17 protein-coding genes are annotated in these 16,771 nt (G+C 67.7%); 3 read left to right on the top strand and 14 right to left on the bottom strand.

The window, feature by feature from the left end; translation table 11 throughout:
* Window positions 1-240 precede the first annotated feature (240 nt).
* Both AMK34_RS41335 and AMK34_RS41330 read left to right on the top strand, forming a co-directional pair.
* The gene (locus tag AMK34_RS41335; protein WP_073849171.1) at window positions 241-1,035 is read left to right on the top strand and encodes an arginase family protein; all 795 of its coding nucleotides are present in this window, start codon (window positions 241-243) and stop codon (window positions 1,033-1,035) included.
* Window positions 1,036-1,266: 231 nt separating this feature from the next.
* The gene (locus AMK34_RS41330) at window positions 1,267-2,550 is read left to right on the top strand and encodes a PucR family transcriptional regulator (RefSeq protein ID WP_073849170.1); all 1,284 of its coding nucleotides are present in this window, start codon (window positions 1,267-1,269) and stop codon (window positions 2,548-2,550) included.
* A gap of 69 nt (window positions 2,551-2,619) precedes the next feature.
* Here AMK34_RS41330 and AMK34_RS41325 read toward each other — a convergent pair whose 3' ends face one another.
* From AMK34_RS41325 to AMK34_RS41315, 3 genes are all read right to left on the bottom strand, one after another.
* Entirely contained in the window at window positions 2,620-3,993 is a 1,374-nt protein-coding gene (locus AMK34_RS41325) for a DUF6801 domain-containing protein (protein ID WP_073849169.1), read from the bottom strand.
* A 31-nt stretch (window positions 3,994-4,024) separates the two neighbouring features.
* Complete coding sequence (locus AMK34_RS41320) at window positions 4,025-4,645, bottom strand: DUF6801 domain-containing protein (RefSeq protein ID WP_073849168.1); 621 nt, start codon at window positions 4,643-4,645, stop codon at window positions 4,025-4,027.
* Between the two features lie 70 nt (window positions 4,646-4,715).
* Window positions 4,716-5,342, bottom strand: a complete 627-nt coding sequence (locus AMK34_RS41315) for a DUF6801 domain-containing protein (protein WP_016336411.1) — start codon at window positions 5,340-5,342, stop codon at window positions 4,716-4,718.
* A 345-nt stretch (window positions 5,343-5,687) separates the two neighbouring features.
* Between AMK34_RS41315 and AMK34_RS41310 the strand changes: the two genes are divergently transcribed.
* Window positions 5,688-6,602, top strand: a complete 915-nt coding sequence (locus tag AMK34_RS41310; RefSeq protein ID WP_073849167.1) for an RCC1 domain-containing protein — start codon at window positions 5,688-5,690, stop codon at window positions 6,600-6,602.
* Between the two features lie 64 nt (window positions 6,603-6,666).
* On the opposite strand, the gene AMK34_RS41305 is transcribed toward AMK34_RS41310, so the two are convergent.
* The 11 genes from AMK34_RS41305 to AMK34_RS41255 are packed head-to-tail and all read right to left on the bottom strand — an operon-like array spanning window position 6,667 to window position 16,593.
* Window positions 6,667-7,326: a hypothetical protein gene (locus AMK34_RS41305; RefSeq protein ID WP_037342108.1), complete on the bottom strand. Its 660-nt coding sequence runs from the start codon at window positions 7,324-7,326 to the stop codon at window positions 6,667-6,669.
* 39 nt (window positions 7,327-7,365) lie between these two features.
* On the bottom strand, window positions 7,366-7,974 hold the full coding sequence (locus AMK34_RS41300) for a hypothetical protein (protein WP_073849166.1): 609 nt from the start codon (window positions 7,972-7,974) through the stop codon (window positions 7,366-7,368).
* Window positions 7,971-8,474, bottom strand: a complete 504-nt coding sequence (locus AMK34_RS41295) for a hypothetical protein (RefSeq protein ID WP_073849165.1) — start codon at window positions 8,472-8,474, stop codon at window positions 7,971-7,973. Before AMK34_RS41295 ends, AMK34_RS41300 begins: the two co-directional genes overlap by 4 nt.
* Window positions 8,459-9,652 (bottom strand): MCE family protein, encoded by a 1,194-nt coding sequence (locus tag AMK34_RS41290; protein WP_073849164.1) that lies wholly within the window; start codon window positions 9,650-9,652, stop codon window positions 8,459-8,461. The genes AMK34_RS41295 and AMK34_RS41290 overlap by 16 nt, the downstream gene beginning before the upstream one ends.
* Window positions 9,652-10,707, bottom strand: a complete 1,056-nt coding sequence (locus AMK34_RS41285) for an MCE family protein (RefSeq protein ID WP_073849163.1) — start codon at window positions 10,705-10,707, stop codon at window positions 9,652-9,654. The genes AMK34_RS41290 and AMK34_RS41285 overlap by 1 nt, the downstream gene beginning before the upstream one ends.
* Window positions 10,707-11,699, bottom strand: a complete 993-nt coding sequence (locus tag AMK34_RS41280; RefSeq protein WP_073849162.1) for an MCE family protein — start codon at window positions 11,697-11,699, stop codon at window positions 10,707-10,709. Before AMK34_RS41280 ends, AMK34_RS41285 begins: the two co-directional genes overlap by 1 nt.
* Window positions 11,696-12,685, bottom strand: a complete 990-nt coding sequence (locus tag AMK34_RS41275; protein ID WP_073849192.1) for an MCE family protein — start codon at window positions 12,683-12,685, stop codon at window positions 11,696-11,698. Before AMK34_RS41275 ends, AMK34_RS41280 begins: the two co-directional genes overlap by 4 nt.
* On the bottom strand, window positions 12,682-13,689 hold the full coding sequence (locus AMK34_RS41270) for an MCE family protein (RefSeq protein ID WP_037342114.1): 1,008 nt from the start codon (window positions 13,687-13,689) through the stop codon (window positions 12,682-12,684). The genes AMK34_RS41275 and AMK34_RS41270 overlap by 4 nt, the downstream gene beginning before the upstream one ends.
* Window positions 13,686-14,951 carry an MCE family protein gene (locus AMK34_RS41265; protein ID WP_038509574.1) on the bottom strand — a complete coding sequence of 422 codons (1,266 nt, stop codon included), beginning with the start codon at window positions 14,949-14,951 and terminating at the stop codon, window positions 13,686-13,688. The genes AMK34_RS41270 and AMK34_RS41265 overlap by 4 nt, the downstream gene beginning before the upstream one ends.
* Window positions 14,948-15,799 (bottom strand): MlaE family ABC transporter permease, encoded by an 852-nt coding sequence (locus AMK34_RS41260; protein ID WP_038509575.1) that lies wholly within the window; start codon window positions 15,797-15,799, stop codon window positions 14,948-14,950. The genes AMK34_RS41265 and AMK34_RS41260 overlap by 4 nt, the downstream gene beginning before the upstream one ends.
* Window positions 15,799-16,593 carry an MlaE family ABC transporter permease gene (locus tag AMK34_RS41255; protein ID WP_016336400.1) on the bottom strand — a complete coding sequence of 265 codons (795 nt, stop codon included), beginning with the start codon at window positions 16,591-16,593 and terminating at the stop codon, window positions 15,799-15,801. The genes AMK34_RS41260 and AMK34_RS41255 overlap by 1 nt, the downstream gene beginning before the upstream one ends.
* Between the last annotated feature and the right edge of the window lie 178 nt (window positions 16,594-16,771).

Here is a 16,771-nt window from a genome sequence, read left to right as displayed (position 1 = left end):
AGACCTCGCCAACCTCACCCACACCCCTTGACATCAATAGGAGCATCTTTCGGGACATCAGACGTCCCGAAAGTGGCTTTCGCGACATAGTCGCCGGGCCCAGGGGTGACCGTCGATCCCAGCCTTCGCCGACGTTGCGAAAGCCACTTTCGCAACCTTCAACGTTGCGAAAGTGGCTTTCGCAACGTCGGCCTCTCGGTCCGGCCTTCACGCACTTGCGGCCGTCGCTAACGTGGACCGGTGCTGATCAACGCCGTACCCCAGTTCCAGGGCGCACTGACCGAGCGGGCGCCGGAGTTGCCCGAGGGCTGCGTCGCGCTCGCCGAGCTCGCGGGCCATGTGCTGGGCGTGCCGGTGCACCACATCCGGCAGACGCGTGAGACCTCGCCCGCGGTCGACGGCATCGCCAACCGCGCGGTGCTCACCGGCGCGAACCGGGCCGCGCAGCTCGCCGCGTTGGAGGCGCCTGGCGGGCCGGTGCTCACCATCGGCGGCGACTGCGGTGTCGAACTGATCCCCATCGGGGTCGCGCGCTACCGCTTCGGGCCGGGGCTCGGCGTCGCCTGGTTCGACGCGCATTCCGACCTCAACACCGCGGAGACGTCGCCGTCGGGCGCGTTCCACGGCATGGTGCTCCGGTCGCTGCTCGGCGAGGGCGACCCGGAGTTCGCCGCGAATCCGCCGGTCGAACCCGGACGCGTGGTGCTCGCCGGGACGAGGGCCTTCGACGACGCCGAGCGGGCCGTGGTCGAGCGCGGGCTCGTCGTCGAGACGGCCGACGTCGCCGCAGGGCTGGCCGGTGCGGACAAGGTGTACGTCCATCTCGATCTCGACGTGCTCGACCCGGCGGAGTTCGACGGGCTGAACTATCCGGAGCCCGGTGGCTTGACGATCGAACGTCTGGTGACGATGCTTCGCGGCCTGAGCGATTTCGAGGTCGTCGGCGCGGGGATCACCGAATGCGCCGGCACCGTGGTCCGCGTGCTGGCCCCCGTGCTCGAAGTACTCGGTGAATTGCTCACCGGAAAGCAGTGACGCTGCGTCACGGTCGCATCCACTTCGGCCGTTCGTACGTACCGTGCGAGGCGTTTGCCGGGCACTTGTCATCAAAATTCAGGGCTGCCCCGTGATTTTGTCACGATGGTGACAAGAAATCGGTTTCTTCTGCGAAAGGTGACACATTCACGGGCGACTTCGCGATGTGTTCGTTGTCACCCCACGACGATCGTGGGATGTCAGGACGCTGGGCGGAGCAAAGGAGCTGCGATGTCGGTGGAGCGCGGAATCGAACACGCTGCGCAGCCTCCCGCGGCACTTCCCCGCAAACTCGCCGACATTTTGCGACCGGAGCTCGGCAGTCTCGCCAACGAGATCGTCGACGAGATCCGGGCGACCATCCCCGCGTACGCGCGCCCGCTCGACGGGCCATACGGCAAATCGATCCGCGCGGGCGTCGAGTACGCGATCACGCTCTTCGTCGCCCAGATCGCGGATCCCACCGTCTCCAAGGAACAGTCACACGAGGTCCACCACCGGCTCGGGCAGAACGAGATGCGGGAAGGCCGCAGCCTCGACACCCTCCAGTCGGCTTATCGGGTCGGGGCCCGGGTCTCGTGGCGGCGCATCATGCGCGTCGGGCGCCGCAGCGGGCTGTCGTCCGCGGTGATGTCGCAACTGGCCGACGCGATGCTCGCGTTCATGGACGAACTCGCGTCCGTCGCGCTGGACGGGTACCTCGAAGCGAAGGCGCGCACCGCCGGCGCGCTGGACACGTGGCGCCGCAAACTGCTGCACCTGGTGCTGGAGACGCCGCCCGCGCCGTCGAAGGCGATCGCGGAACTCGCGCAGCTGACCGGCTGGACGGTGCCCGAACGCGCCACCCCGGTGGTGCTGCACCCGATCGGCGAGACCGTCAGACCCCGGCGGCACAACGCGGTGGATTCGGACGTCCTCGCCGAACTCGACTGCGCTGAGCCGCGCCTTCTCGTCCCGGGCGAGATCTCGATCGCCCGCCTGGCCACCCTGCAGGCCGCGCTGCCGGAGTACCGGCTGTCGATCGGCCCGTGCCGTCCGCTGGATTCCGTCGCCGATTCCCTCCGCTGGGCGCGCGAGGCCCTGCTCCTTTCCGAACGCGGCATCATCCAGGCCCGCCGCGTGATCCGCGCCGAAGACCACCTCGCCACCCTGCTCGTGAACGCCGACGCCGCGCTGACCTGCCAGCTGCGCGACCGGCTGTTCGCCCCACTGGCCGAGATGACCGGGAAACAGCGGGAACGACTGCTCGAAACCCTCCGCGCTTGGCTCGACAGCCAGGGCAACGTCGTCGACATCGCCGAGCGGCTCCAAGTGCATCCGCAGACCGTCCGGTACCGCATGCGGCAGCTGCAGGCGACCTTCGGCGAGCACTTGCGCGACCCGGGGGCGCGGTTCGAGATGGAACTCGCGCTGCGGGCCGGGGTCGGCCTTTCCGCTTCGCCCGAAGGTTTCACGCTTCCGGAGGTGCTGCCGTCGCCGCGCAAGAGTCCACAGTGGACGCCGAGCGGGTCGTAGGGCACCTGGATGTCATGAAAGGGTCGTTCAGGACGAAAAACGTCCTGAACGACCCTTTCATGACACTCGTCAGCGGCCCATCGGCGGCTCGACGTTCGGGCACTTGCGCTCGGGTTCCCAAGGCAGCCCGACCTGGTTGACCCCGACACAGGCCTGGTTCCCCGGCCCCGAAGCCATCCCGGTCAGCAGCGAGTCGAGATCCTCCTTCGCGCCACAGCCCGAGAACGGGGGCAGCGTGAAGTCCCGATAGGCGGGATCCGTCCACTTCGGATCGGTGCGCACCACGCCGCCGGTGAACATCCCGTACTTCTCCCCGCGGAGATTGATCTTGATCGGCTCCGCGGTGAGGCAGTGGTCGCCGACGTCGAGGGCGACCCCGTTGATGGTGACCCCGCTCAGTTTCCCGTAGACCTTGAGCGGGGTGAGGACGGTCGAACTGCCCTCCGGTTCCGGGATCGAAACCCCGTCGACGTCGATGATGTGATTGCCGGTCGCGTAGTCCTCCGGCAGCAGTTCCATGGTCGCGGTGATCGGGACGAACCCGAAGCCGAGGAAGCTCATCTTGCTCGGCGGCATGATGACGGAGCCGGTGATCTTGCCGGGCCCTTCGGTGTTCTCGAGGTCGACATGCCACACCGCGTTGACCATGAACGCGGGCTTCAGCCGGGCGAAGGCGCCGAGCTTCGTGATCGACGACGTGCCCTGAAGCTCGAACGGCTGCAACGCGATCGGGTAGAGGGCGTCGGCGTGGACCTCGTCCGCGGCCCGCGCGTCGGTACCGGGTTTCTTCTGCTCGCCGGGTTTGCCGGACTGCGGCTTGGGTTTTCCGAGCGGCAGGAGCGCGACACTGCCGAGCAGCGTGTTCTGGTCCGGCGTCTGGGTGCAGGTGATCGGTTTGAGCGGCGTCGCCGCGGCGGTCAGCGCGAGCGACGGCGCGCCCGTGCTCAGCCGCAGTTCGGACGGCACCTTGAGCAGGATGTCGGGGACGGTACCCGTCGCGACCAGCTTCAGTTCGCCGGTGGTGGGCACCTTCGTCGCCGGGATCGTCACGGACACCGGGATCGGGGTCTTCTTGTCCCCGTTCGCGGCCGTGAGTTCGACGGTCGCGCCACCCGTGACCTCGGCGACGGTTCCGAGTGACCCTTCGCCGATGGTGAAGGTCAGCGAGAAGTCCTTGACCTGAACGGGTTTCCCGGTCGGGACGACTTTCGGCAGCGTCGCCTTGACGTCCATGGTGACCGGCCGTTCCCCGGCGGGATCCGGGAAGACGCAGGTGTTCGCGAGGCTCTGGTGTGCGGACGTGGTGCCCTGCAACGGGGCCGGCGGCGGCGTGGCCGGATCGGTCGCGGCCGAAGAGGACAGTGCCCCGCTCACACCCACGAGCAGGATGACGCCCGCCAGAACGGGAAACCTCCCGAGTGCCCGGCGAACCTGTTGCGTCATGGGTGTTCCTCTCGTGCCTTGCGCTGATGTGTCACGTGATCGGGATCGCCGGGCTGAAGGTGCGGTTCTGCGCCGGGTTGGTGTTCTTCACCGTGCAGTTGAAGATCCAGGGACTCCACGTCCCGTCCTTCTGGTGAAGGGCGCCTTCGATACGGAACGTGGTCCCGAGCCCGATGGCCGCTTGGCCGGGTGTGCCCGCCGCGAAGGTGGGGACGACGGTGCTTGTGTCCTGTTCGAAAAGGACGGTGCGCGGCCCCGGGACGTACGGCGCGATCTGTTCGGGAATCCTCAGCCGCGTCATCTCCGCCGAGGCCGGCGCGGTGTTCGTCCCGGTCAGCGAGGTGGTGATCGTGCCGCGGATACCGTCCCGGTTGCTGGCGTTGAACGTCACGGCGTTGAGCATGGCGTTGAACACGAGGCTCCCGGCGATTCCGCCCGGCGAGATGGCGCCACCGGCGGGCACCGAATCGGGGCCGGTGAAGGTCATCCTGACGTCGAGCGGCTGCTGGCCGATCGACGGGAAGCCGCACATGTACGTGACCGTCCCCGTGGCGAAGGATGTTTCGGCCGTGGCCGGTGCGGCCGTGAGCAGCGAGACCGCGCCGATCACGACGGCCGAGACCGCGCCCGCCCGGCGAACCTGCCGTCCCATGGGGTTTCCCTTCGCATCGTGTGGTGGAGACCGTGCGGGGCGGGCGTCCCCGCCCCGCACGGGTGGTTCATCAGGTGATCGGGATCGCCGGGCTGAACGCGCGGTTCTGCGCCGGGTTGGTGTTCTTCACCGTGCAGTTGAAGTTCCACGCGGTCCAGGTGCCGTCCTTCTTGTGGAAGTCCAGCGGAGCGTTGATCGTGGTCCCGAGGGAGATCACGCCCGAACCGGGAGCGCCCGCGGTCAGCGTCGGAACACTGGTGCCGGCGTCCTGGACGATGTTGAACGACCGGGGGCCGGGCACGTACGGGTTGATCTGGGTCGGAACGTCCAGGTTGGTCACCGTCGCCGACGTCGGGGTGGCGTTGGTGGCGGTGATCGGCATGTTGGCCTTGCCGCGGACACCGTCGTAGTTGGCGGCGTTGAGCAGCGCGTTGATGGTCGCGTTGATCGTCGCGGTGCCGCCGACACTCGACGGAGTGGCGGTGCCGCCGGAGGCGACCGAGTCCGGCCCGACGAAGTTCGCCTTCACGTCCAGCTGCTGCTGGCCGATGCCGGGGAAGTTGCACATGTAGGCGACGGTGCCGGTGGCGTAGGTGGTCGCGGCGGCGGCCGTGCCGGCGGTGAGCACGGCGACGGCGCCGAGCACGATGCCGGTGGTGGCGACGCCTGCCGACAACTTGCCAAGTCTACGGGACATACCTGTCATCTCCTTTGATCCAGTTTACGTCTCGGGCGGCTTTCCCCATGCGCCTTTCGGCGGATTTTTCTGATCAAATATGCTCGACTCGAGCGGCTTTCTCGGTGGTGGGGTAAACCGAGGTTACCCGCGAGTTATGTACGTAACAAGGATTCATGTCGACATGTTTCGAAGTGGGTGAGGCGCCCGTTCTTTCTTGTCAGCGGACGCTGAATGCGATTATGAAGTTTGTCCGTGGATGACAAAGAGACGGCCGATCGGTGCAGCCGGGTTAACATTCGGCGCATGTCTTCCGAGAATCGACGATCGGCATCACGACGGGTAGCGGGCGTCGCGATTACCGTAATGATCGCAACGGTTTCCCTTTGCGGTACGGCGAGCGCCGCGCAGACCGGCGAAGCGCGGCCATGGGGGAGCAACGACTACGGGCAGGGGACCATACCGGCCGCCGCGCTCGGCGCCAGTGCGGTTTCCGCCGGCGCGATCACCCATCTCGCGCTCAAGGACGGCGGGGTGATCGCCTGGGGGAACGACAGTTACGGCCAGCTGTCGGTTCCGGCGGCGGCCACGTCCGGCGTCTCGGCGATCGCCGCCGGCTGGGCGCACGAACTCGCGCTGAAGAACGGCGGCGTGATCGCCTGGGGCAACGGTTTCTACGGCCAGAACGTCGTGCCGTCGTCCGCGACCTCGGGGGTCACGGCGATCTCCACCAGTGCGTACTTCAACCTGGCGCTCAAAACGAACGGCAGCGTGGTGAGCTGGGGCTCGCGGACCACGGTCCCCGCGTCCGTGTCCTCCGGGGTCACCGCGATCTCGGCGGGCGGCGACCACGGGCTCGCGCTGAAGAATGGCGGCGTCGTCGCCTGGGGCAGCAACGGGAAGGGCCAGATCACCGTGCCCGCGGCGGCCACCTCCGGGGTTTCGGCGATCTCGGCCGGTTTCCGGCACAGCATCGCGCTGAAGAACGGCGGCGTTCTCGCGTGGGGTGACAACTTCTACGGCCAGGCCACGGTTCCCCCGGAAGCGCAGTCCGACGTGATCGCCATCGACGCGGGCTTCAACCACAACGTGGCGCTGAAGGCCGACGGGAGTGTCTTCGCCTGGGGCAGCAACGTGAAGGCGGAGAGCCGGGACACCAGCTCGGAGCCGCCGATGGACATGTGGAAGTTCTCCGGCGTGTGCGCGCCGGTCTACGCCGTTTCCGCCGGTGACAGCACCGGCGTCGCGCTGGTCGACCCCACGGCGCCGTACTTCTGCTGACGTTCCGTGAAGGCCTCCTTGAGGGACCCAGGGTCCCTCAAGGAGGCCTTCACGGACTTGGGCGTCAGGACAGGTTCGACTTCATGCTCAGGTTGATCGTGTTGTCGGGACCGGAGATCAACGCCCCCAGCGCGAGGTCGTTGATGAAGCAGTCCTTGAACTCGGGGATGGTGAACGTCCCCGAAGACGGGATCGTCTCGGCGAACAGGTCGACGTTCTTCGAGATCAGGGTCAGGTCGAGCGGTTTGACCGTCTTGCAGGCGTTCGGCACCGTCGGGAGCGGGATGACCGGCCAGAACAGGCCGACCACGATGTTGTCGATCAGCATGTTCGCCTGCGAGTGGGTGGTCAGGTCGCCGTTGGCCAGCGTGCCGGTGACCGGGCCGGTCGGCTCGATCCGCACGCGGGCCTTGATCTTGAAGACCCCCGAGACCAGCGAGATGTTCGCCGTCGACGGCGGCAGGGCCAGATCGCCGCGGATGCCGACGTTGTCACCGTCGATGACCAGCGCGCCGTTGAGCTGACCGGGGCCGAGGTCGAGGGTGCCGCCGGTCTTCTTGACCGTGGTCTTCCCGGTGACGGTGTAGGAGACCGGGATCTCCACCGGGTCGTCCGCCAGGGCGGGGGTCGCGGCGAGGCTGCCCGCCATGGCGAGGGCGGACGTGAGCGCGACGACCGTGCCGAGACGGCGGCGGGCTGTTTTAGGGCGCGTTCGACCGAACATGGGACTCTCCTCGTTTTCTCTCCTGGTTTACAAAGCGGATTACCTGGGGATGAGGTCGGTGATGACCCAATTGTCGCCTTCGCGTTCCGCGGTGATCGAAAGCTGCGCCGCGGCCGCCGTAGAAGAATTGTTGTCGGCCCGGACGGCCGCTTGATCGAGGAATACCAGCAGCCTCGCTTTACCGCCGCCGAGTTCCTGGACGGCGGATGAGGAGACCCGGGTGGTGAGGACCAGTTTCTGTGCCGGAGCCTTTTCCCTGACTTGGGCGAACAGCCGGTTGTAGGACTCCAAAGCCTTTCCTCTGAGCACCGCGGCCGCCGCCTTTTCGGTGACGTCGGTCCGGTCGTAGGAATAGGAGAAGATCTTGTCGAGCGCCACCGTCACCGCGGAGTTCACCTCGGCCGTCGCCCCCACGTCGGTGAGCGCGGTGTTGGCCGCCGACGGCGTCGCCGAGAGCGATCTGGCCTCCAGCGTGAACCACACCCCGGCCGCCACCAGCACGGCCGCCGCGACCAGCAGGATCAGTGGCAGGTCCGGCCGGCGGGACGGCTTCCGGGCGGCCTCTTCGGTGGTCTCTTCGGCCGTGGTCTCGGGCTCGGTCTCCGCAATGGCATCGGCGTCGGGATCGGTGTCGGCCGTGGCGGTCATCGCGCACCCACCGGCAGCTGGTCGAGCGCGCTGAGCTTCCAGCCCTCGTCCGTCCTGGTCAGCCCGGCGGCGAAGCGGTTGCGTTTCGTCGTCGGCGCCGCGCCTTCCTTCGCCATCGTGATCTCCACCGATGCCAGCATCTTGGCCGTTCCCGCGTGGTCGTCGAGTTCGCTGATCGCCGCGTCGAGCACCTTGCCCGTCGAGACCGTCGCGTCCTTGGTGAGCGCCTGCCTCGTCGCGTCGTCGGTCTTGCCCAGCTGATCGCGCAGCGGGCCGGTGGACGCGGCGAGCCAGTCGGCGATGCCCTGGTCGACCCGGTGATGATCGAGGCTCGTCAGCCGGGCGACGAGTTCGCGTCCGGACTTCAGCGCATCGTCGCGGGAGTTGCCGTAGGACACGGCCTCGGAAGCCGTCGCGGTGAACCAGGTGTACCCGGCCCAGCCCGCGAACGCGCAGGCCGCGGCGAACACCGCGATCGCGATCTTCAGTTTCGCAGCCACAACATCTCCTCGAGGCTGGTGGACGTCGGCTGGCCGTCGGCGCCGAAGCCGCCGGGGATCGCGGCGGGCGGGACGCCGCCCTTCGGCGCGTTCTGCGAGCCGCGGACCGAACTCGCGTTGCCCCTGTCGAGCGTGCACGCGGCACTGGTGTTGAACGGCAGGGCCGAGAGCTCCGCGCTGTTCCGGACCTTCGTGCCCTCGTAGCCCTTGGTGCACGGCATCGGATCGAAGAAGGTCAGGACGAGCCCGATCTTCCCGGACTGCTCGTCGACGGCCGCGTCCACCGCGGACACCGCCTTCGGGGTGTTGATCAGCAGCTGCCGGAGGCCGTCGGTGCGCGCCGAGAACACGTGCGACGTCGTGAGCAGGTTCGCCAGCAGGATCGGCAGACCCGGCTCGTTGTCCCGCAGCAGACCGGAAAGCTGTGTCGCCGCGTCGGGCGCCGTCGCGATCAGCCGCCGCAGGTCACCGTCCGAACGGGACAGTTGCTCGGCGAACTGCTTGGCGTTGCCGCTGAACTGCCGCCAGGCCTGCGACGAGTCGACCTGGGTCTTCAGCACGGTCGAGCCGTCGGTGATCAGCTTCTCCGTCTGCGGCAGGTGATCCGACGCCTGTTTCGTGAAGTCGGTGGTGGAGTCCAGCAGCACCTGCAGGTTCGCGCCGGAACCGCGCAGGGCGTTGTCGAGTTCGTCGACCACGGTCCGCAGATCCTCGGTCGGCACCGACGCGGTCAGCGAGTCCAGATCGGTCAGCAGATGCTGCACCGGCAGCGGAACGGTCGTCGCCTCACGCGGGATGACCGAACCTTCGGCGAGGAACGGCCCGTCGCCGGTCCGGGGTTGCAGGTCGACGAACTGCTCGCCGACCGCGGACCGGTTCGCTACGACCGCCCGCGAGTTCGCGGGGATCGGGGGCGCGCCGTCGTCGATCAGCAGATCCGCCTCCATCCCGCCGTCGGTGAGCCGCAGTTCGCCGACCCGGCCGACGGCGACGCCCCGGTAGGTCACCTCGCCGTTGGTGAACAGGCCGCCGCCGTCGGTCAGCGCGAGCTTCACGGTGTACCCGCTCGCCCCGAAGAGCCTGCCGAGCCCCGCGTAGTTCGCCCCGACGAACGCCGTCGTCGCCAGGGCGAGGATCACGAACGCGATCACCTGGATCCGGACACGGGTGGTGAGCATCAGCTACCTCCGGAGGACGGCAGCGGCAGGGTCGGGAGCCCCGGCGGGACCCCTTCGCCAGGGGGAGGGAGTTCGACGCCCGGCGCGGGGATCATCGTGGCGTAGACGTTCAGGTAGTCGCCCTTGATCCCGTCGCGGACGGCGTCGGTGAACGGGAACGTCGGCAGGATCTCCAGCGACTTGGGCAGGCTCTCGCCGGCGTCGGCCAGCCGTTTCAGGATCGGTGCGAGCGCGGTGAGGTCCGCGACGAGGTCGGCACGGCTCTTCTTGATCACGTCGACGCCGACTCCCGAGAGCCGGTCCAGCGACTGCAGCATCGAGACGAGCTGGGTGCGCTGATCGGACAGGCTCTGGAGGCCGGGGGTGAGATCGGTGAGCGCGCCTTCGACCTGCTTCTTCCGGTTCGCCAGCGTGGCCGAGAGCTGGTTGAGACCGTCGAGCGCCGAGGTGATCTCGGAGCGATGGGAATCCAGGTTGGACACCAGCTTCTCCACAGTGGACAGGAACGAGCGGATCTCCTCCTCGTTGCCGTCCATCACCTTCGACAGCTCGCGGTTGATGGTCTGCAACTGGCCGATCCCGCCGCCGTTGAGCAGCAGGGACAGCGCGCCGAAGATCTCCTCGAACTCCGGGTTGCGGTTCGTGCTCGAGACGGGGATCACCGCGCCGTGGCCCAGCCTGCCCTCGGCCTTCGCCGCGCTCGGGGCGAGTTCGATGAACTTCTCGCCGAGCAGGCTGGACTGCCGCAGCCGCGCGATGGCGTTGGCGGGCAGGTGGACGTCGCCGTTGACCGCCAGGACGGTCTCGGCCGTCCAGCCGTCCTCGCCGAGCCTGATCGTCTCGACCCGGCCGACCGGGACGTCGCCGACCTTCACCGCGGCCTGCGGGACGAGGTCGAGCACGTCGGCGAACTGCACGGTCACCCGGTACGGATGGTCGCCGATGTCCGCGCCGCCGGGCAGCGGCAGGTCGTAGACGCCCTTGAAATCCGACGAACAGGCCGTGAGCGCGACGCAGCACGCGGCGAGCGCGGCGATCGCCCGTTTTGTGGCCATCAACGCCCCCCGGTGTAGGTGTCACCGGCGACGGGCAGCGGGAGCGGGGCGTATTCGAGCATGTTGCCGCGGCTCTGCAGTTTGCCGGTCTTCGGGTCGACGGCTTCGAGCACGTTCGTCACCGCCAGCGGGATCGTGTCGAGGGTCTCGGCCAGCGCGGCGCGTTTGTCGACCAGCGTCCCGGTCGTCACCGCGAGCTTGTCCACATTGGACTTGATCAGCGCGCGGTTCTCCTTGATGAACTGCTGGATCTCCGCGAGCGCACTGCCGAGACCGTTGAGCGCTCGGGCGAGCTCGTCCTTGTTCGCGGCCAGTGTCCCGGTCACCGAGGCGAGCTGCTTGTTGACCTCGCTGACGTTGCGGTCGTTGGTCGCCAGCATCGAGGTGAACCGCTGCAGCTCGTCGACGGTGGCGAACAGGTTCTGCGAGTTCCCGGACAGGGTCCTGGCGAGGTCGGCGAAGTTGCGCACCGACTCGTTGAACGGTTTGCCGTTGCCCTGCAGGTTCTTCGCGCCGGTGCGCAGCAGATCCGAAAGCGCGCCGTCGGCGTTCGCCCCCTTGGGGCCGAGCGCCTTGGCGAGCGTGTCGAGGCTGGAGTAGAGCTGGTCGAGTTCCACCGGGGTGCCGGTGCGCTCGACCGGGATCACCGCGCCGTCGTCCAGCCGGTTTCCCGCGCGGGTGAGCTTGGTGAACTGGACGTACCGGTCCGCCACCACGCTCGGCGCCACGACCAGGACGTTCGTGTCGGCGGCGATCGGTGTCGAGCCGTCTACGGTCAGCACGACCTTGACTCGCTCTCCTTCCGGGGCGACCGATTCCACCTGGCCGACCCGGACGCCGAGCACGCGCACGTCCGATCCACTGTAGACACCGACCGCACGTGAGAAGTACACGGTGACGCGGTCGAGGCCGCTGCCGGAGAAGATCCACCAGAGCCCGCCGACGACGGCCAGCGCGAGCACGAGCGCGAGGGTGATGAATCTGCTGATCACCGGCGGCCTCCCGGGATCTTGGGGGTGCAGGGGTCCCGGTTCTCCGGGACGAGGCCGCACAGGTAGCCGTCCACCCAGCGCCCGTTGCCGAGCGAGTTGTTCACCACGCGGAAGTACGGCGCGGCGAGGTCGAGGCTCTTGGCGAGATTGTCGTTCTGCCGCTGCAGGATGTCGGTCACCTCTCCGAGCTGTCTGAGCGCTCCGCCGAGCTGGTCCTTGTTGTCCTTCACCAGTCCCGAAAGCTGGGTGGCGAGCTGCTGCGAGCCGGTCAGCAGGTCGTGGATCGCCTGACGGCGGCGGTCCAGTTCGGTCAGCAGGAGATTGCCGTTCGAGAGGAGCTTGGCGAAGTCGTCGTTCGAGTTCGCGAGCGTGGTGGTGAGGCCGTGCGCGTTGGACAGCAGGCTGGCGAGCTCGCTGTCCCTGGACGACACGGTCTTCGACAGCGACGTCAGCCCTTCGAGCGCCTTCTTGACGTGCTCGGGCGAGTTCTTGAACGTGTCGGACAGCGTCGTGAAGCTCTCCGCGAGCTGATCGGTGTCGATCGCGCCCGCGGTGTCGGCCAGCCCGTTGAAGGCCTCGGTGACGTCGTAGGGCGTCACGGTCCTGGTGCGCGGGATGATCTGCTTCGGGTTCTGCACCGTCTCGCCGGTCGGTCGCAGCGCGAGGAACTTCCGGCCCAGCAAGGTCTTGATCTTGATCTCGGCGGCGGTCTTGTCGCCGACCCAGGCGTCCTTGACCCGGAAGCTGACCACCACGTGGTCTTCGGCGAGCCGGACGTCGCTCACCTCGCCGACCTTGATCCCGGCGATGCGGACCTCGTCGTCCTGCTGCAGGCCCGCCGCTTCGGAGAATTCGGCCTGGTAGGTGGTCCCGGAACCGATGATCGGGAGGTTCTCGTAGTTGAGCGTCGCGGTCAGCACCGCCGCCGCCACGGCACTGCCGACGAGACCGACGACGATCGGGTTCCGTTCCTTGAAGGGTTTCACGACGTGCACCTCTCCGCCGTCGCCGGGATCCCGCGGGGAGGCGTGACCTTGAGGACGGCCGAGCACAGGTAGAAGTTCATCCACGATCCGTAGGAGCTGATCCGTCCCAGTTCGTTCAGCTTCCCCGGGAGGACGGTGAGGAAGTTGTCGACCTCGGCCTTCGCCTCGTCGGTCGTCAGCTGACCGGAGAGCAGGCCGAGGCCTTCGATGCTGTCCTTGAGCGGTTTCCTGCCCTGCTCGAGCAGACCGGCCGTGGCGGTGGTGAGTTCCGCGAGACCCGAGACGGCTTCCCCGATCTCGGTGCGGTCACCGGCGAGGCCGGTGACCAGCTCCTTAAGCGTGGAGACCAAAGTGGACAGCGCGTCGCCCTTGCCGTTGATGCTCTTCAGCACCGTGTCCAGGTTCGTGATCACCTCGCCGATCACCTTGTCGCGGCCGGCGAGCGTGGTGGTCAGCGAACCGGTGTGCGCCAGCAGGCTTTCCACCGTGCCGCCTTCACCCTGCAGCACCTGGACGATCTCGCCGGAGAGCTGGTTGACGTCCTTGGGCGAGAGGGCCTGGAACAGCGGTTTGAAGCCGTTGAACAGTTCCGTGAGATCCAGCGCGGGTGTCGTGCGCTCCAGCGGGATCTCCGCGCCGGGCTCCAGGAGTTCGCGCGTGCCCTTGCCGCGTTCGAGCGCGATGTAGCGCTGGCCGACCATGTTGCGGTACTTGATCACCGCGGTGACGTCGGCGGGCAGCCTGCGCTGGGAGTCGAGGGAGAACTCGACGCGGGCCAGGCTGTGGTCGGCGATCTCGAGCGCCTCGATCTGGCCGACCCGCACCCCGGAGATCCGGACGTCGTCGCCGACGTTCAGCGACGTCGCGTCGAGGAATTTGGCGCTGTAGTTCTTGGTGTCGCCGAGGCCGGTGTTCGTGATGGACACCGCCAGCAGCACCGTCGCCAGTGTCGTGACGACGACGAAGATCAGCCCCTTGATCAGGGGGCTCACGAAGTTCCTCATCGCAGGGTCACCTCCGTGCCGCGGTAGAGCGGGCCGACGAGCACGCTGCCCCAGGCGGGCACCTCGGCCGTCGGAACGCCCATGGACGGCGCGACGAGCGTGGAGATCAATTCCCGTTCCTGCGGCGAGTTCGGCAGCCCGAGGTCGCCCTGCACACCCGGCAGCGCGGCGGTCTTCTCACCGGTCGCCGCGATCCCCTGGCCCATCAGGCCGTTGGACGGATAACAGCGCGGCTCGCCGGTGGCGTCGTAGACCGGATCGTCCTTGCCCGGGACGTATTTGCCGCGAGGCTGGGTCACGACGATCTCCGCGTGCAGGCCGGGTTCGTCGGTTCCGGCGCCCAGCACCTTGTCCATCTGCGGTTTCAGCTTGGCGAGCGCGTCGAGCGTGCAGGCGAAACTGGGCGAGTACTTCGCGGCGACCTCCAGCGGAGCGCGGCTGTCGGCGGCGAGCGCGATGATGTTGGCGCGGTTGTTGGCGAGGAACGTCGTGACCTGCTGGGACGACGACGTCACCTGCTGGTACACCGATGCCAGCTCGGCCCGTTTCTCCTTGACCGTGTCGAGCGTGACGGCCGAGGCGCTCAGCGCGTCGAGCAGGTCCGGTGCGATGTCGCCGTACAGCTTCGAAACCGTGGCGAGGTCGCGAATGTTGTCGTTCAGCGCCGGGAGGTTCGGGTTGAATTCCTTGAGATACGCGGCCGCGGTGGCGAGCGTGTCGCCGATCTGGTCGCCGCGGCCTTCCAGCGCGGTGGCGACCGTGGTCAGCGTCGTCGCGAGCTTCTGCGGCTGCACGGCCTTGAGCAGCGGCAACAGATTGTCGAAGACGCGCTCCAGTTCGATCGCGTTGGCCGACCGGTCCTGGGTGATCACGTCGCCCGGGCTCAAGGATCCGGCCTTCGGTCCGTCCGGAATGGACAGTTGCACGTAACGCTCGCCGAACAGCGTCTTCGGCACGAGCAACGCGGACACGTTCTTCGGCAGCTGGGAGACCTTCCCCGGCTCCATGGCCAGGTCGATCTCCGCGCCGCCCGGCGTGGCGCGGACGTCGCGGATCTCACCGACCACCACGCCGCGCGCCTTGACCTGCCCGCCGGTGCGCAACTGGTTGCCGACCCGGTCCGCCTGCAACGTCACCGGCACGGAGTCGACGAAATCCTTGCGGTAGATCTTGATCGACAGCAGCACGAGGGCGGACATCACCACGAGGAACAGCACCCCTGCCGTCCTGACCCCGGCTTTGCGCAGCCCGCGCCGGCTCATCCGGCCACCTGCACCGTCGTGGTCGCGCCCCAGATCGCGAGGCTGAGGAAGAAGTCGAGCACGCTGACCGCCACGATCGCGGTCCGCACGCCACGGCCGACGGCGACCCCGACGCCCGCCGGGCCGCCGCTCGCGCGGAAGCCGTAGTAGCAGTGGGCGAGCACGATCACGACGCTGAACACCAGCACCTTGCCGAACGACCAGAGCACGTCGCCCGGCGGCAGGAACAGCAGGAAGTAGTGGTCGTAGGTGCCCGCGGACTGGCCGTAGAACCAGACGGTGATCTGGCGCGACGCGAGATACGAGGTCAGCAGGCCGATCGCGTACAACGGGATGACCGCGAGGAAACCCGCGATGATCCGGGTGGTCACCAGATACGGGACGCTGGGGATGCCCATCACTTCGAGCGCGTCGATCTCCTCGGAGATGCGCATCGCGCCGAGCTGCGCGGTGAACCCGCAGCCGACGGTCGCCGACAAGGCCAGCCCGGCCACGAGCGGCGCGATCTCGCGGGTGTTGAAGTACGCGGAGACGAACCCGGCGAACGCCGACGTCCCGACCTGGTTGAGCGCCGAATACCCCTGGAGCCCGACGACCGTGCCGGTGAACACGGTCATCCCGATCATCACGCCGATCGTGCCGCCGATGACCGCGAGCGCGCCGCTGCCGAAACTGACCTCGGCCAGCAGTCGGGTGATCTCCCGGAGATAGCGGCGCACCGCGCGCGGCACCCAGGCGAGTGCCTTGAGGAAGAAGAGGATCTGGTCGCCGAGCGTGTCCAGGAACCCGAACCGTCGATCGACGGCTTCGCGAACCCGCGTCGCACGGGTGGGTGTGGTCGTGACCATCAGCTGCCCTTCGCCGGGACGAGCTGCAGGTAAAGCGTCGTCAGCACGAGGTTCAACAGGAACAGGAGGAGGAACGTGATGACCACGGATTGGTTCACCGCGTCACCGACGCCTTTCGGGCCGCCTTTCGGATTGAGCCCGCGATAAGAGGCGACGATCGCCGCGACGAAACCGAAGATGACCGCTTTGATCTCGCTGATCCAGAGGTCCGGAAGCTGCGCGAGAGCGGAGAAACTGGCCAGATACGCACCCGGTGTCCCGTTCTGCATGATGACGTTGAAGAAATAACCGCCGAGGACGCCGACCACGCTGACCATTCCGTTGAGGAATGCGGCGACCCCCATCGCGGCGAGCACGCGCGGCACGATCAGGCGCTGGATGGGGGAGACCCCGAGCACCTCCATCGCGTCGATCTCCTCGCGGATCGTGCGGGACCCGAGGTCCGCGCACATCGCCGAACCGCCCGCGCCCGCGATCAGCAACGCGGTCACGATCGGGCTGGCCTGCTGGATGATCGCCAGCACGCTGGCCGCGCCGGTGAAGGATTGCGCGCCGATCTGCGCGGTCAGCGACCCGATGTGCAGTGCGATCACCGCGCCGAACGGGATCGCGACCAGCGCCGTCGGCAGGATCGACACACTCGCGATGAACCAGAACTGCTGGATCAGTTCGCGTGCCTGGAAGGGCCGCCGGAAGGTCAGGCGGACGACGTCGAGGCCGAGCGAATAGAGCCTTCCGGTCTCCCGGATCGCACCCGCGCCGGGGAATGAGGGTGCGCCAGTCCGGACGCCCACGCCGACCCTCCCGTTTTCCGGGCACGGCGAATACACCCCAGCTTGCGCAATTCCTTTGCTCCGAATGGCGGAACGGAATCGTTGAATAGGATCAACGGGGTGTTACCGTGCTGTTTGCTACTGGTCGGTACGCTAATCACGCGCCTGCCTGGTGACAAGAACTTCGGTGTGATCAAGA

It is taken from the genome of Amycolatopsis sp. CB00013, assembly GCF_001905755.1.
Lineage (GTDB): Bacteria > Actinomycetota > Actinomycetes > Mycobacteriales > Pseudonocardiaceae > Amycolatopsis > Amycolatopsis japonica.
This window is presented reverse-complemented; position numbering and strand designations above follow the sequence as displayed.